This is a genomic window from Shewanella sp., from assembly GCF_048265805.1.
Taxonomy (GTDB): Bacteria; Pseudomonadota; Gammaproteobacteria; order Enterobacterales; family Shewanellaceae; genus Shewanella.
Map to the genome: position 1 here is coordinate 89,857 of NZ_JBLXAT010000005.1, position 14,917 is coordinate 104,773.

17 protein-coding genes are annotated in these 14,917 nt (G+C 48.3%); 7 read left to right on the top strand and 10 right to left on the bottom strand.

Annotated elements, in window-relative coordinates:
• Nucleotides 1–96: 96 nt before the first annotated feature.
• Nucleotides 97–1,320: a serine/threonine transporter SstT gene (sstT, locus tag ACN0TT_RS04965; RefSeq protein WP_417761035.1), complete on the top strand. Its 1,224-nt coding sequence runs from the start codon at nucleotides 97–99 to the stop codon at nucleotides 1,318–1,320.
• 41 nt (nucleotides 1,321–1,361) lie between these two features.
• On the opposite strand, the gene ACN0TT_RS04970 is transcribed toward sstT, so the two are convergent.
• On the bottom strand, nucleotides 1,362–2,231 hold the full coding sequence (locus ACN0TT_RS04970) for a GGDEF domain-containing protein (RefSeq protein ID WP_417761036.1): 870 nt from the start codon (nucleotides 2,229–2,231) through the stop codon (nucleotides 1,362–1,364).
• A 166-nt stretch (nucleotides 2,232–2,397) separates the two neighbouring features.
• Between ACN0TT_RS04970 and ACN0TT_RS04975 the strand changes: the two genes are divergently transcribed.
• A complete protein-coding gene (locus tag ACN0TT_RS04975) occupies nucleotides 2,398–4,335 on the top strand; it encodes a cation:proton antiporter (protein WP_417761037.1) in 1,938 nt (645 codons plus the stop codon).
• Here ACN0TT_RS04975 and ACN0TT_RS04980 read toward each other — a convergent pair.
• On the bottom strand, nucleotides 4,332–5,438 hold the full coding sequence (locus ACN0TT_RS04980) for a patatin-like phospholipase family protein (RefSeq protein ID WP_417761163.1): 1,107 nt from the start codon (nucleotides 5,436–5,438) through the stop codon (nucleotides 4,332–4,334). The genes ACN0TT_RS04975 and ACN0TT_RS04980 overlap by 4 nt on opposite strands.
• Before the next feature lie 500 nt (nucleotides 5,439–5,938).
• Nucleotides 5,939–6,916, bottom strand: a complete 978-nt coding sequence (locus tag ACN0TT_RS04985; protein WP_417761038.1) for a DUF4382 domain-containing protein — start codon at nucleotides 6,914–6,916, stop codon at nucleotides 5,939–5,941.
• 170 nt (nucleotides 6,917–7,086) lie between these two features.
• Here ACN0TT_RS04985 and ACN0TT_RS04990 point away from each other — a divergent pair, with 170 nt between their 5' ends.
• Nucleotides 7,087–7,845, top strand: a complete 759-nt coding sequence (locus tag ACN0TT_RS04990) for a 4'-phosphopantetheinyl transferase family protein (RefSeq protein ID WP_417761164.1) — start codon at nucleotides 7,087–7,089, stop codon at nucleotides 7,843–7,845.
• On the opposite strand, the gene queF is transcribed toward ACN0TT_RS04990, so the two are convergent.
• Nucleotides 7,824–8,687, bottom strand: a complete 864-nt coding sequence (queF, locus tag ACN0TT_RS04995) for an NADPH-dependent 7-cyano-7-deazaguanine reductase QueF (protein ID WP_417761039.1) — start codon at nucleotides 8,685–8,687, stop codon at nucleotides 7,824–7,826. The two genes, ACN0TT_RS04990 and queF, sit on opposite strands and share 22 nt — an antisense overlap.
• A gap of 58 nt (nucleotides 8,688–8,745) precedes the next feature.
• Between queF and syd the strand changes: the two genes are divergently transcribed.
• Entirely contained in the window at nucleotides 8,746–9,384 is a 639-nt protein-coding gene (gene syd, locus ACN0TT_RS05000; RefSeq protein ID WP_417761040.1) for a SecY-interacting protein, read from the top strand.
• Between the two features lie 14 nt (nucleotides 9,385–9,398).
• Here syd and ACN0TT_RS05005 read toward each other — a convergent pair whose 3' ends face one another.
• Together ACN0TT_RS05005 and ACN0TT_RS05010 are read right to left on the bottom strand one after the other, a co-directional pair.
• On the bottom strand, nucleotides 9,399–10,172 hold the full coding sequence (locus tag ACN0TT_RS05005) for a Zn-ribbon-containing protein (protein WP_417761041.1): 774 nt from the start codon (nucleotides 10,170–10,172) through the stop codon (nucleotides 9,399–9,401).
• Entirely contained in the window at nucleotides 10,172–10,504 is a 333-nt protein-coding gene (locus ACN0TT_RS05010; RefSeq protein ID WP_417761042.1) for a hypothetical protein, read from the bottom strand. Before ACN0TT_RS05010 ends, ACN0TT_RS05005 begins: the two co-directional genes overlap by 1 nt.
• Before the next feature lie 144 nt (nucleotides 10,505–10,648).
• Here ACN0TT_RS05010 and ACN0TT_RS05015 point away from each other — a divergent pair, with 144 nt between their 5' ends.
• The gene (locus ACN0TT_RS05015; RefSeq protein WP_417761043.1) at nucleotides 10,649–11,008 is read left to right on the top strand and encodes a DUF3192 domain-containing protein; all 360 of its coding nucleotides are present in this window, start codon (nucleotides 10,649–10,651) and stop codon (nucleotides 11,006–11,008) included.
• Nucleotides 11,009–11,013: 5 nt separating this feature from the next.
• On the opposite strand, the gene ACN0TT_RS05020 is transcribed toward ACN0TT_RS05015, so the two are convergent.
• The 3 genes from ACN0TT_RS05020 to ACN0TT_RS05030 all read right to left on the bottom strand — a co-directional run bounded on the left by ACN0TT_RS05020 (nucleotide 11,014) and on the right by ACN0TT_RS05030 (nucleotide 13,444).
• Nucleotides 11,014–11,247 (bottom strand): DUF2789 domain-containing protein, encoded by a 234-nt coding sequence (locus ACN0TT_RS05020; protein ID WP_417761044.1) that lies wholly within the window; start codon nucleotides 11,245–11,247, stop codon nucleotides 11,014–11,016.
• Nucleotides 11,248–12,047: 800 nt separating this feature from the next.
• The gene (locus ACN0TT_RS05025) at nucleotides 12,048–12,431 is read right to left on the bottom strand and encodes a DUF3301 domain-containing protein (RefSeq protein WP_417761045.1); all 384 of its coding nucleotides are present in this window, start codon (nucleotides 12,429–12,431) and stop codon (nucleotides 12,048–12,050) included.
• Nucleotides 12,428–13,444: a DUF3549 family protein gene (locus ACN0TT_RS05030; RefSeq protein WP_417761046.1), complete on the bottom strand. Its 1,017-nt coding sequence runs from the start codon at nucleotides 13,442–13,444 to the stop codon at nucleotides 12,428–12,430. Before ACN0TT_RS05030 ends, ACN0TT_RS05025 begins: the two co-directional genes overlap by 4 nt.
• Before the next feature lie 99 nt (nucleotides 13,445–13,543).
• On the opposite strand from ACN0TT_RS05030, the gene ACN0TT_RS05035 reads away from it, so the two are divergent.
• Both ACN0TT_RS05035 and truC read left to right on the top strand, forming a co-directional pair.
• A complete protein-coding gene (locus tag ACN0TT_RS05035; RefSeq protein ID WP_417761047.1) occupies nucleotides 13,544–13,858 on the top strand; it encodes a YqcC family protein in 315 nt (104 codons plus the stop codon).
• Complete coding sequence (gene truC, locus ACN0TT_RS05040; RefSeq protein WP_417761048.1) at nucleotides 13,839–14,648, top strand: tRNA pseudouridine(65) synthase TruC; 810 nt, start codon at nucleotides 13,839–13,841, stop codon at nucleotides 14,646–14,648. The genes ACN0TT_RS05035 and truC overlap by 20 nt, the downstream gene beginning before the upstream one ends.
• Here the strand turns inward: truC and ACN0TT_RS05045 are convergent.
• On the bottom strand, nucleotides 14,638–14,823 hold the full coding sequence (locus tag ACN0TT_RS05045) for a hypothetical protein (protein ID WP_417761049.1): 186 nt from the start codon (nucleotides 14,821–14,823) through the stop codon (nucleotides 14,638–14,640). The genes truC and ACN0TT_RS05045 overlap by 11 nt on opposite strands.
• Between the last annotated feature and the right edge of the window lie 94 nt (nucleotides 14,824–14,917).

Sequence of the window (14,917 nt, forward strand, 5' to 3'; positions counted from 1 at the left end):
CGGGAATCGCCGCGGATACTGGACATCCGCGGGCTTCTTCGATAAAAACGTTATTCCATGGCGCCCGCCATTACGATAATAACGATAGGCAACATAATGAAGCTTCTTTCCCTTTGGGTTGCGCGTATTGCTCGCACGAGTCTGGTTCTGCAAATTCTCATCGGTATCATCACCGGTATTCTATTCGCACTGTTAGTCCCGGAATGGGCACAAAGGATCGCCTTTTTAGGTGAGCTGTTTGTTGATGCGTTGAAAGCCATCGCACCAATTTTGGTGTTCTTGCTGGTGGCCGCTTCTATTGCAAATCAAAAGCGCAATACTCAAACCAACTTACGTCCCGTCATTGTGCTGTATTTGCTGGGCACCTTCTTTGCGGCGTTGTCGGCGGTAAGCATGAGTTTTATGTTCCCCTCCACGCTGGTCTTACAAACTTCTGAGCAAACTATGACCCCGCCTGACGGTATCGGTGAAGTGTTGCATACGCTGTTGTTTAAGATGGTCGATAACCCGATTAACGCACTGATGAGTGGCAACTATATCGGTATTCTGGTGTGGGCTATCGGCCTGGGGCTGACGTTAAAGCACGGCTCTGATGCCACCAAAAAGGTGTTTTGGGATATGAGCCATGGCGTGTCGAATATGGTGCGCTTTGTGATTCATCTGGCACCGATAGGGATATTTGGCTTGGTGGCGGCTTCGATTGCGAGTACAGGTTTTGCGTCGATGGCGAGTTACCTGCACCTGTTGGCGGTGTTGATTGCTACCATGCTGTTTATGGCATTAGTGATCAACCCTGCGCTGGTGTACTACAAGATTCGCCGTAATCCCTATCCTTTGGTGCTGATGTGTTTGAAAGAAAGTGGTGTCACAGCGTTTTTTACTCGCTCCAGTGCGGCCAATATTCCCGTAAACATGGCGTTGTGTGAACGCTTAAAACTGCATGAGGATACCTATTCGGTTTCTATTCCGCTTGGTGCCACTATCAATATGGGCGGGGCGGCTATCACCATCACGGTGTTAACGTTAGCAGCGGTGAATACGTTAGGTTATAGTGTGGATTGGCCAACAGCGTTGCTGTTGAGTATTGTCGCTGCTATCTCTGCCTGTGGTGCATCCGGTGTTGCCGGTGGCTCGTTATTGTTGATCCCTTTGGCTTGTAGCTTGTTTGGCATCGATAATGAGTTCGCGATGCAGGTTGTTGCAGTGGGCATGATTATTGGCGTGCTACAGGATTCAACTGAAACGGCGCTTAACTCTTCAACCGACGTGATCTTCACCGCGGCAGCGTGTATCGCGGAGGAGCAAAAAACACAAGCGTAATTGTGGGAAGGCATGGCGCCTTCCCGTTAATACGCCTAAGCCTAGGCCACGCAGTAACGGTTACGGCCGCTACTCTTGGCGCGGTAGAGTGCGTTATCGGCGTGTTCAAATAGTTGTTCTGCCGTTGTTTTAGCTGGCGGTGTATTGATGCCGATACTGCAGGACAGATTGTTTTCTTTAAAAAATGGCTGCTCCCTACCTTGCTGTAATACTCGGTCAGCAATATGTCGCGCCGACTCATCATTACCTTCAACAATAATGACAAACTCATCACCGCCTAAGCGGAAGGCTTGGTCGGTGCTGCGAATACTGCTGCGAATAATATCGGCAAACAGCATCAGTGCGCGGTCACCTTCTCGATGACCTTTACTGTCATTAAGCTGTTTGAAATTATCCAAGTCTAAAATCAACAAGCTAAGTTCAGAGCGTCCACGGCGATGGCGCGCAATGCTATGCGTTAACGCTCGATTGAACCACAAACGATTGCCAAGACTGGTTAATGAATCCAGTAATACTTGCTGAGCAATTTTCTGATGCTTTTTGGCGTTGCTTAGCGGTTGGCTTAGCAAGGGTTCGACTTTATCTAACAGGTGGCTCTCACTCGGTGATAATGACACCGAGATATAGTAATCCAGCAAATACTGACCATCTTCCGTCGACAACATACGGCTAAGCTTTTGGCCCTTAGCGCGTCCCCATTGTAACGATGAGGTTTTGTCATGCAGTTGCACACCATAAAGCGGCAATACTGCCTGCAGTTGTTTGCCGTAACTGGCAAATACTGTCCGAGGGTCTAAACTCGCATGTAATTTCTGCAATAAATGCAGTTGGTCGAGCTTTATGGCTCTGTGGGGCGTGTCCTGCCACGTGTAGGTGTCAGCGTATCCTTCGGCTGTTGGTAAAAAATCCATAAAGATACTCCGGTTAACTCTCAGTTGTGAGCAGTGTTTAGCAATATGTGTGCCGATAATGCTAATTAGTTGAATTGGTGCAGTTAGTGAGCACTTGTCGGTGTCATGATTTCGTCTGTTGTCACCTTTTTGACAGAACCGCGGCAGTCAATGAAGGAGTCGCATTTTGGGCCATCAATTACTCACACAAGTGTTGATGATGTTGCTCATCGCCATCGTAGCGATTGTTTTGCTACGCCGTTTGCGGGTGTCAGCGTTATTGGCATATCTGTTTACTGGCATTATTAGCGGCCCCGCAGGGTTCAACTGGATTTCGCAATCCTCCATTCAGTTAACCGCCGAACTCGGGGTGGTGCTGCTAATGTTCACTCTTGGATTAGAGTTCTCCATTGGCAAACTGTGGGCGCTGCGGCGAACGGTGTTTGGCTTAGGTAGCTTGCAAGTGGTGTTGTGTGCTCTAACTGTGACGGTATTTGGTTTGCTGTTTATCAATGATATCGGGCAGACCATCGTGCTTGGTTTTGCTGTTGCCTTATCATCGACGGCGATCGTCCTTAAACAGCTTAACGATAGTGGTCAGCTAGCGCATCGACATGGTGAGCTCGCCGTTGGCGTACTGCTGTTTCAAGACATTGCGGTGGTGCCGCTGCTGATTGTGATTCCGTTGTTAGGCGCAGCAACACCCGGTGAGTTTTTACCGGTACTGCTGGTGGCGTTAATGAAAGGCATGGTGGCATTTGTGTTAGTGCTGGGTATTGGCAAATGGGGGCTGCCACGGCTATTTGACGAAGTTGCCCGTGCCCGCAGTAGCGAGCTATTCGTGCTGTGTGCGTTGGTGGTTGCGTTACTGACCGGTGTGGCGACCTACTGGCTTGGTTTGTCGATGGCGCTGGGGGCTTTCTTAGCGGGCATGGTGTTGGGCGAAAGTCAGTATCGGCGGCAGATTGAAGCCGATATTCGTCCCTTCCGTGATTTGTTGATGGGGGTATTTTTTATCTCCATCGGCATGTTGTTGGACTTAGGCAGTTTGCTCGGCTTCTGGTGGCAAATTCTGTTTATTACTGCAGGGCTGATGCTACTAAAAAGTCTGTTGATCATCATGCTATTGCGTTTAGCCGGAGAGAGCTTAGCCACCTCGCTAGCCACTGCCGCAGCCTTGGCGCAGATGGGCGAATTCTCTTTTGTTATTATTGCCGTGGGTGTGGATGCACAGTTATTGGCACCGCAGTGGGCCAACCTGTTTGTGGTTGCAGGCGTGTTGTCTATGGCGCTCACGCCGTGGATGATGAAGCTCCTTAGTCAACACCAGCCGCTATTTAGTGCTAAGGATTTACAAACGGCCTTAACCCCAACGTTGCCGCCCAGTGGGGCCAAAGTGTTACTGCTGGGGTTTGGGCGCGTAGGGCAGGTGATTGCCAGTTTCCTTAAAGCGGAAGGTATTCATTATTTGGCGTTGGATATCGATCCCGCCAGAGTGACACAGGGGCGGGCGACAGGTGAACCGCTGTTTTTTGGTGATGCTGACAAACAAGCGATATTGCAGCAGGCTGGCATTAGTGAAGTGGCGATAATCATTATTACTTTTCATCGCCACCCGCATATTCAACAACTGTTAGCGCTGTGTCGTGAATTAGCGCCACGCAGTAAAATTTTAGTACGTACCAGCGATGATCGGCAGATGACTCAACTCAAGCAAGCGGGCGCTGATCAGGTGATCCCCGAAGTGTTTGAGGGCAGTTTGATGTTAGTGTCGCACGTGTTGCATCATTCGGGCGTGCCGCTGAGTAAAATCTTGCGGTTACTTGAGAATGAGCGCCGCAATCATTATCCCTCTCTGCATGGCAGTATGGCGGCTTCGGCGGATGAGTTGGGCTTTGAACAGCTGTTTGCGCTGCCATTAGCGAGCAATGCGGCAGCGGTGGGCTTATTACTGTCAGCTGTGCCTTGGGCTGAGTTGCAGGTGCAGCTTGTATCATGGCGCCGTGCTGATATTGAGCATGACGCCAGCCAAGACACAAACTTACAGGCGGGTGATATCCTGCTGCTGTGTGGTATTGCCGAGCATTTTGCGCAGGCAGAGCGCTGGCTTATTACTGGCAATTAATGCGGAAATTGAAAGAAGCTTGCCAGCTCGTCCATCTGTCTTTGTGCATCGCGATAGCCTAAGTCGATCAATGCGCCCGTAAAACTCTTTTCAAATAACAGGTAGGACAAAATACTCGATTCTGATTGGCTATTGATGCCGATGAGCCCTAACAAGCGCCGAATCGCAAATGGCATATCCATATAATATCGTTTGGCCAAGTCACTCAAATCTTCACTGGGTTTAATCACTAAGGTTTCAATCACCCGTAATGACGCGGATTGCTGCACCTCCTTGGGAATTAACGCCAAGGTACTATTGACCCGTTTTAGGCGCTCCAGATCGCTATTGAGTGTGTCAGAAAAGATGGTATCAAGCAGATGGCCTGCCACGGTTGCGGTCTTCGGGTGGTATTCTAATTCTTTAGGTCGATGTTTATGTGGGCTCTCTAAATTGACCACTAAAATCTTGTTTGCCCCAAGATGAATGGGGCAAGACAACGGCGCCAATTGGTGTACGGAGCCATCGCCGTAGTACCACTTGCCCAATTTTATTGAGGGAAACACCAGTGGAATCGCCGCACTGGCCATCAGATGTTCAGTATTAAGTCGACAACGTTCACCGCTGCGGCGCGCACGTTTCCAGTTGGCAATTTCATCGCTAGCTTGGAAAAAACTCACTGAGTGCGAGCTGTTATAGCATGAGGTATCAATACTGAGCGCCGTAAGGTGGCCACGCTGAATATTGCGGTCAATTCGTTCAAAGTTGATAAGTTCATTTAACAGGTGTCGCAGCGGATCATTATCTAGCAAGCAGCCTGCATTGGTATTGGCGCGATCACTTTGCAGGCTCTTTAACAAGATGCCCGCGAGCTGCGCTAACACTTGGCTCAGTGAAGATTGATACACCCGACTGGTATCAATATGGCGCCAGATCCACTCCAGTTTTTTTACCCCGAGATGAAAGCAGGAGGCGTGAGTTGCCATGGCGGTGCCATTAATCGCTCCAGCGGAGGTGCCACAAATGATATTGAATGGAATAGCATGGTTACGTGGATAATGCTGTACTAAAGCCTTGAGCACGCCTACTTGATAAGCTGCTCGAGCGCCACCGCCACCTAACATAAGAGCTGTGCTATCCAACTGATAAACCTCACTTTCTAACATAATACTAAGCGTAGCTAAGTTTGCTCAAGTCGCTTGAAAACCTGTGGTAAATCTGCAGCATAGCTTATCGATTGCGGATATTTTGAGCAATCAATTCGTGTTCGATGGGCAAATGATACCGCACACTGTGCGCGTTGAGGTGTAAGCAGCAAGGGCAGGGTAACGCTGAAGTGCCTTACCTGCTAGGGGCTGTTTATCTTTGCTGGTTGTTGTTGCAGTAAACCGAGCGTGATTTAGGCAAGCCTGGTGATGTGCCGTGGAGTTATTCTCCATAAATATCACCTAACGCTGAATAAATGGCGCTCTGTCACTGCCCGAAGGGTTCATTTAAACGCCTCCTGAACTTTGTTGCCTCGAGTTTGCTTAGTTGACTAAGCGTCACTGGCTGCGCCTTGCTCATAACACGTTTAATTTGAACAAAAATGAAACACTAAAGATAAACAGCCCTAAGTCGCCGATTAGATAACCGGAACGAAATCTTGCGTCACAGTTTGACCGGCACTCATGCTGATCTCATGCACTTGGCTAACCGGATTAGGAATTGTGATGCCATCATATTGCTCGGGATTATCTTCAATTGATGAGCAACTGAACGCTAGGGTGTAATCCCCTGCGGGAATAAAACCAAATTGGTAATCGGCAAAGTTTCCTTCGGTATAGGCGACGGCCGCAGAAGCATAAGCTATTACTGTTGGCACCAAAATTTCGGTGGTATTGACCTCTGGATCATACAGATCCGCTAACGTGTTGGTGAGCCCATGACCGGGATAGAGATAAACGAAGTTACCTTGCTCGAAACTACACCCCTCAGTCTCAAACAAACTCACATCCACAGTGCCTGTGATGCTAGCCACTTCCGCGTTGTTAACGATTGTGACGCCATGCGGTTTGAGATTATAGCGTTGACCGTTTTGGTTTTCGACCAATGACTGGCGCAGATTAAACTCAATGGTAAATTGCTGCACAGTGTCAGCAGCAACGGTAAAGCCACCGAGTTGCAACCGGTTACTGGGTTGTTTGAGCGGGATTTGTTGGCCACTGTCGTTAACCACATAACTGAGATCTGAGCCGGACGATTCATCCAATACGTGCAGAATCAGGTTATCGTAAGTCCCCGCGGGGATCGGTTGCTCACTCACCATTAGGGTGCTGTCGCTGCCTTGATATTGCAGCAAATCAATTTGTTGAAAAGTGGCACCGTTTTCACCTCGCACATCAAGTACAATATTCTCTTGGCCGTTTCTGAGTAGCTCGATCTGATCAAAAGCAACTACCACTTGCTCTGCACTATCAACGGGGGCATCAGATACGGCAAAAGATACACGAGACATGGTGACTTCAGGTTCAGGTGGGCTGTCGCTACCACCACAGCCATTAAGTAGCAGCATCGCGCCGCCAGTCAGCAGTAAACTTGGTAATGAATATATGCGTTTCATAGGGCTCTCCCATTAGCTCCATTTTGTAGCATTACCTTAACAAGCGTAGCTGAATTGCCGCTGTATCGTGTTTACCAATGTTGCTATTAAGTTTCATTACTGTATGGAGCACGCTGTGATGATACATGGTAACCACAGGATTTATATGAAGGAATATTAGCTTGGCTAAGGTGAGTTCCACGGCAAATTATTTGGTCTATTTACGCCAGTTTGAGCCACTGGATGATGAGTTACGCATGGCAATGCTGGCAGATCTTAACGCGGCAGAACGTGAACGCATCGAGCGATCTCGTTCGGCACAGGTTCAGGATAAATTGCTGCAAAGCCGCTGGTGGCTGAGACAATGCCTGAGTTTACAGCACGGCGAATTGGCAGCTCATGCGTGGCCGATTGTGCATGATGCTCAAGGAAAGCCGCAGTTGGCCGCTGCATATCAGGGCCCGCCACTACAGTTTAATGTGAGCCACAGCGGTGATTATCTGGCGATTGCTATCGCCACTGGTCACGATGCGGTTGGTATTGATATTGAGCAAATAAAACCTCAACGTCACTGGCGGGAGATTGCAGCACAGTACTTTACTGCTCAAGAGCAGCGCTTGTTAAATAATCAGCCAGTTTCTACGCAAGTGAGCCTGTTTTATCAGCTGTGGGTGTTAAAAGAAGCGCTGCTAAAAGCCAAAGGCTATGGGTTGACGGTGTCGCTGGCGGATTATGATTTTAGTGATATGCAGTTACATCGGCTTGGTTCAAATGCGCTGCATCCGGTACATCGTTTGCCAGAATCTAGCACACAGGTATGGCAGAGTTGGCTAATGGCACCCACACCACAACTGTTGCTAGCGGTGACTTTAGCCACCGCGCAAACATCTGTGACATGGCAATTGGTGCCATCTAGCACGTTAGCGGATTATTGGCGCGCTAAGCGATGACTTTCGGGGATTTGCTCAAAGTCGCTGCGGAATGGATTGATATCTAAGCCGCCGCGGCGAGTATAGCGCGCGTATACGGTAAGTTTACTGCACTGGCAAAACTGTTTCAGGTCAGTAAAAATGCGTTCTACACACTGTTCGTGAAACTCATTATGCTGGCGGAAAGAGATCAAATAACGCAGCAACTGCTCGCGGTTTATCTTTGGCCCCTGATAGCGGATCATCACGCTACCCCAATCAGGTTGAGAGGTAATCAAACAGTTTGATTTTAGTAAGTTAGAGTTAAGCGTTTCTGCCACTATCTGTTTGTCGTCGGTGCTGTTTTCCAGCCAAGCGGTAGAAAATTGATAGTCGGTCACTTCAATATCTAACTCATCAATATTGTGGCCAGGTAGTTCAACAATCCGCTGCAAACCAAACTGTTTTGGCTCAATCAGTGTCACCTTAGCCGCACCATTGGCGCAGTCGGCTAAGTCTTGGCTTAGCGTCTGTTGTAGCGCTTCAATGCTGTCAAATTTACTCTGGTTTAAGCTATTCAAATACAGCTTGAATGATTTGGACTCAATCAGGTTTTCACTGTTGGCATCTAACTGCACTTCGGCTATCGCGACCATAGGCTTGCCTTTGCTGTTGAGCCAAGACAGCTCATAAGCGGTCCATAGGTCAACACCGTGAAACGGCAGTGGCGCGGCTAACGCAATAGCATCACGATTAAGCTTACGAGGAACCGCCTGCAACAGCTCTGGCGCGTAATGCTGCTGGTAAGATACAGATTTTCCGAGGGTTAACTCGGCTAACGCTGGCGATTGCTGATAAGGTTCAGTGTGCGGATTTTGTGACATCTCAAGTTATTCCATGCAAAATAGAGCCAGATTATATCGTAAATAAAGGAAAGATCAGGTGTCTTGCGCAGTCGCATTGTCGCAGTGGTTAGCTCAGTACCAACAGCGTTATCAGCAAACGCTTCACGAATGCCCCCGTTATTATAGTCACGGGGAGCCATCTTTGTGTCGTCAACAGGATGAATCTGAACCTGTGCAGTGGTGTCATGTGGCTCGCTCAGAATCGGGGTCATTTGATAATGTGCGGCAGGCGCTAGGGATAGAACTACACAGTGACATTGAAGCATTTTACGGCAGCCATTGGGCTGGGTCATTGCATTTTGATGCTGCCTGGGGCGTAGGCGAACTACTTCAAGTGTGGAACGAGGACGATTTTATTCGCCTGCAACAAAACTTGATCGGCCATTTGATGATGAAGCGCAAGCTCAAACAAGCAACCAGCTGGTTTATTGGCGTCACAGAAACCGGTGACGAGATGATTTGTGTCAAGGATGAAGATGGCAGTGTCTGGCTAGAGCAACCCGGCAAGGAACCATTAACCTTGTTAGCCCCTTCAATTAGTGCCTTTCTGCAACAGATTCAACCGCGCGTGGCGCCCGCAGTTGAACATGTTGAAGAGGACATGAGTGCAGTGTCACATCCAGGGATTTTTGCTTCACTTAGGCGCATGTGGCATAACTTGTTTGGCAGTAAATAAGCGCCATCCAGCCGTTATTGAAAATCCCACGATAGATTCGACACAATGCGGCACTGGTCGCATTTGAAGTGGAATAGATCTAATAACGGCTCGGCTTGCAGCCAATGTTCATTGCCACAACGGGGACAGCAACGGTTTAGCTCTTCCTGCTTATTGTGCCCCCCGATGCGGTAAAGATAGTAGTAAGTCGGGATTTTGGTCAGATACTCCACTCGTCCCCGTAAATCCCAGCCGCGGCGGAAGAGATCACTGTTAACATTGGCTAATTCATTCACGGCGGCAAATTCAGCAGCCGACGCCGACGCCATCTGGATTTCATCACATGCCTGCCACTCGGTCTGCCAACGGATCAGCTGTTTATGATCACCATTAAAGGTGGCTGGGACGCGATACAGCGGAATGGGTTGCAAGGTATCGCCACTACGCAGCGGTGAGCACATATGCACATAGCTGGTATACAGCAACTGCCAGCTAGGTGGCTCGCTGTTGCTGGTTTCCGAATTGATATCTAAGCCGATGAGTTTCTCACGCGGATGTAGCAGTTTGGCGTCTTTTAAAGCATCAACCGCTTGTTTAGCCCAAGGGCTGTTAAAACGATTAGCTAGGCTCTGCTCTTCGGGCAATAGTAAGCGCACCTTAAATACGCCATCTTTCAGGGCAACGGCAAATTCTCTGCCGAGGACTTGCCCATTCTGGCGCCATGCTTCTAACAGTTGGTTGATTGCGCGTTCAGCCTCGCTGATGGTGGTATCGGCAAAACATTCAAAACTGACTTCGGTAACGTACATCAGGCGATTCCATCCAACTTAGCTTCCAGCGCTGCAACGCGCTCGCTCAAGGTTTTGTACGCGTGCTGCAGTTGATTCAATTGCTGTTGTATGTCATCGGCTCGGGCTGTTTCTGCTGCGGTAGATGGCTTGTCATCACTACCTATCATGACCTTGGCTGCTTGGGTGACTTCTTCACTCGATAACGCTTTAAAGCGCGCCATTCCTTCTATCAGCTGCGGCATTGGGATCTTGCCCCCCATTTTCGCTTTGACTGTGGCCGTGGAGGGGGTAATCCCTGCTTGCGATAGTTTAGCCGCGGTATGAATAATCTGGTCAATCACCGAAGACATGTAGTGAAATTCCTTAAAAAGTGAGGATTTTGAAAATAACTAGCGTAGATTCAATTTTAACTAATTGAAAAATAACAAAAAAATAAATTGGCACAACTTTTGTTATATCTCTGAAGATGTCTAATAACAATCAAAGGAAGTGTTATGAATAAGTTGTTACCTTTAATCGCCATCGCTAGCTTAACGTTAACTGGCTGTGTGGTCAGTGTCGGCCACGGAGATTCAGGCAATGATAGTGAATCTTGGCAGCAAGTACAGCAGCAAAATCAACAAAAGCTAGCTTCGTTAAAATTGGGGATGAGTATTGACCAAGTGCAAGCGTTGATGGGAACACCAAGCTTTAATGAAGCGTTTGAATCACAGGGGAAGGCCGTGCAGGTATTATTCTATCGTACTCAGCATCAGCACAGTGATGGCAAAACCACAAAAGATGAATGCACACCACTGATTTTTACCGCTGACACATTAACTGGCTGGGGCGATAAGCCCTACAGCCAGCTGTAAAGCACTCACTTTTGATGCAATGAACTATCGAGATGCCCAATAACTTCAGCCCATTGGGCATCTTCTAAAATGGCTTCTTCAATAAATGCACGTTGTGATGCATTCCAAAATGGCGCATCAGCGATTCTGACATTCGATGGAAGCTGGTGGCTGGCAATGAATTGCTGAATCGCTTCATCACCGTTATCTAATCCAAGTTGCGAAAACAATGACGAGAACGCCGGGTTTACCGTATCCATACTGGCTCCTTGGTTGATTTTTGCGCGGTTAAAGATGCTTTCAGTATAGCGCGAAGCAGCTGACTATGGGGTTAACAGCGCCGCGGCTAAATTTACCGCAACCGATATTACCTTGAGTATATATAGCTCTGCCGTTTTACCCAGTCGTCGTGTGAGACATATCTTACAAGAATGTGAGACATTGATTGTTTAAACATGTCGTTTAAATCTCTATTATTTTCATAACTTCATGAAATTAAATTAATAATTGTTTTGTGGTAGGTGTTGGGTAGCAGTAGGACGTTATTTTTTTGTTGTAAGCCTTACTTGGATTATTACCCCTTTCGAGTAATATTTGACTCATCGAAGGATTGGACACACAGGGACTCGTCAGGAAGACGATTCATCAGGAAGATGAACTTGTAGGGACACAATCCGATGATGTTACATGGAAAGTAAGCTAACAGGAAGTTAGCTGAGCATGGAAAGTTTCCCGAGGACTGGGATGTCAGGATGACCAAGGAAATCGGAAAAGGAATTTCAAGGACGATAAGGACACGCTTCAGGACGAGGCAAGACTGGTAGAAGGAATCTCCAGTTAAAGGGAAGTGTACTTAGGTACAGGGATTATCAAGGAACGAGAGGGACCGGAAGGATCGATTCATTCGCATGGATGGTGCAGGGAAGCACAAGTTATAGCTGGAAGGCTTAGCAAAAAAATAGAAGGGCGCGACTACTTGTCGCGCCCTTTCTCTTTTGGGTATCACTTACAGCAAATCAGAGTGCCATAATGTCTTACCCGCGTAGTATGCTTTGTTCAATTAATGGCAGCGGCCTGAGCCGCAGCTGCTACCACAGCCGCCACCAAATTTTCCGCTTGCCGATGGCGCTTGTTGCCAATCGGGTTCTGGAAAAATAGGCCACTCGATTTTTTCTACCTGATTGCCGCGCATTTTAACGGTGCCCTTAAATTGGTTAATACCGTCGGTGCTGAATTCAAACATAAAGCTTGCACGCCAGCCAATGCCGGTATTACCGGCGAATGATGGCCGCGCGCTGTCCATCGCTACCGCAAGGAATTGTACTCGCTGTCGGCTACATTCGCGTTCGATAAAGCGTTTGGCAATCTCTGCCATCTGTCGCAGTTGCCAAAAGAACGCAGCTACCAATACCAGCGCCGCAATCATTAAAAAATCGGTCATCATTGATTCATGGCCTTAAATAGTCCACCAATGGCTGCTGCTAGTTGTGCACTTCGTTCTGGATTGCGCAATTCGCTTAGCATTGGCATTCGGATCTCGGGAATCGCCACAATATCAGCAAAGATTTGATTAAAAAAGGGCTGCGGTTGAGCGGCTAGCGACTCAAGATAAAACTTGCGAATGGCGTCGCGCTTTAGCACCGACCAACACCGTGCGGCTACGGCAATCAACTGCTGTTGATCGAGTGGTTGTTGCTTATCTGCCAGCTGTTGTAGTAACTGTGCTGTTGTCTCTTCTGAAGACGCGCTAGCGCGCAGCAGGTAACTGTGTCGTTCAGCATCCATATCAGTAAATAGCTTAGTAATGGTTCGCAGCACTGAGGTGGGCGCCTCCACGTGCTCTAACAGTTGGCATGTGGCGACGTGGATTTCGGCGATGCTTGTCGTCAGTGCATTACTCAAAAGTTGCGCATGTTCAAAGTCACTCGCGCGCGCGCAGATATCCGCTAAGCCTTGTAAACCGACCGTTTGCCATAGGTCATCGCTGGCATTTCCTGCCAGGTATTGGCAAGCAAACTCATATTGACTTGATGCGGGTTGATGCAGGGATTTACGCAGCTGCGCATTGAAGATGGCGAGTTTCTCTTGTGACGGTTTAGCGTGAAATGGATGACTCGCCATACGCTGTTGCTCTTCTTCGGTCAGCGGTTTAGTGATGTCTTGGCCAATGGCATCGGACAACATCTGCATAAACTGGCTACGTGCTGCAGGATTGAGTAACCCACGTTCATCAAGGGGAAATTTCAGAAACCAAATAAAAGGTTGCTGCGGGTCTTCACCAAACACCATGGCAAATTGGGCGTGACCTTGAATTGGATAAGGGTAGGGTGCGGCAAGTGTTTCAAACGCATCGAATACGCTATTACTGATAGGTCGCACTCGACGGCCCAAATCAAACACCCGGTATTGCGTGTTTGCTGCTGCTAAAAGTTCGCCCAATGTGTTGATGTTGCTCATGACCCTACTTCTCATAATTCACTAAGGGGCGCAATTATAGGGATATCTGGCGTCAGATGGTATGATACGCCCCCTTAAAAATCGGCATGTAGAGTGTTAATGCGCTATCAACAGACTCAAGAATTACTGCAATTACTTGAATTACAATTAATCTCTCAGAATTTATGGGCTTCAACGGCGCCGTCGGCTGCCGCGCTGGCAAGTACCGCCCCGTTTGCTTGTGATACCTTGCCGTTTGAGCAATGGTTGCAGTTTATTTTTATCCCTAAGATGCAGCAGTTGATCGCCATCCAAGCGCCGTTGCCAAGCAATATGGCCATCGCGCCGATGGCACAATATGTGTGGGCTGCACAGCCTGAACGTGAACCGATAGTCCTTACTTTGGAGCAATTGGATGTCTTACTCAGTCGATAACTCAGCGCCAGAAGCCGAAGAACGCGAAGTTGCGCCTACCATCCAGATCCTTTATGAAGATGAGCATATGGTTGCCATTCATAAGCCTGCCGGATTACTGGTACATAAAACCTATTTGGCCCGCAAAGAACGTTTTTTTGCCATGCAGTTGACGCGGGACTTGGTCGGTTGTCATGTGTTTCCGGTACATCGATTAGACCGTCCAACATCTGGGGTGTTGTTGTTTGCTAAAAGTAGTGAAGTCGCGCGTACCCTGTGCCAACAGTTTGAAGGTCGCGATGTACATAAGCATTATCTGGCGTTGGTACGAGGCAATATGTCGGAGGGCGGTGAGCTTGATTATCCACTCAGAGAGGAGTTGGATGACATCGCGGATAAACATGCACGTAAAGATAAAGACGCCCAAGAGGCGGTGACCCAGTATGCCCCCTTGCTCAACAGTGAGATCCTGTATCCTTCCGGCCGTTATGCTACCAGCCGTTTTTGTTTGCTGCATCTGTCACCGCTAACCGGTCGTAAACATCAGTTACGTCGGCATATGGCACACTTGCGTCATCCTATTATTGGTGACACCACGCACGGCGATGGTAAACAGAATCGCTTTTTCCGTGAGCACTTTGGCATTAACCGCTTGTGGTTACTCGCGCAAAAAATGACGCTGATACACCCAGTAACAGGCGTGCCGTTGTCGATTGTGACGGAACCAGAAGCGGAGTGGTCCACGGTATTTGCAGAGTTAGGCTGGCATGATGATGTGCTAGCCACTCAGCCGTCGACGTTTATTTGCTGACGTGATCGCTGTCGTCTGACAGCCGAACCATCATATCCATCAGTGGCTGATATGCCGCTAATGGATAATGGTGATGGTGAATTTCCTGCTGATTTGCTCGGAAGTAGCACACGCGGCGAACATGGGTGATACGTTGGTGTTGTCTGAGCAATTTTTGTCGACTACTTTGTCGCATTGGTTTGCGTCCTTGAATAGCTTGGATTTTATCGACTGCTTTGGTCTACTTGCAGGCTGCACAGGGGATAAAGTATGTTGAAAAATGTTTCTCC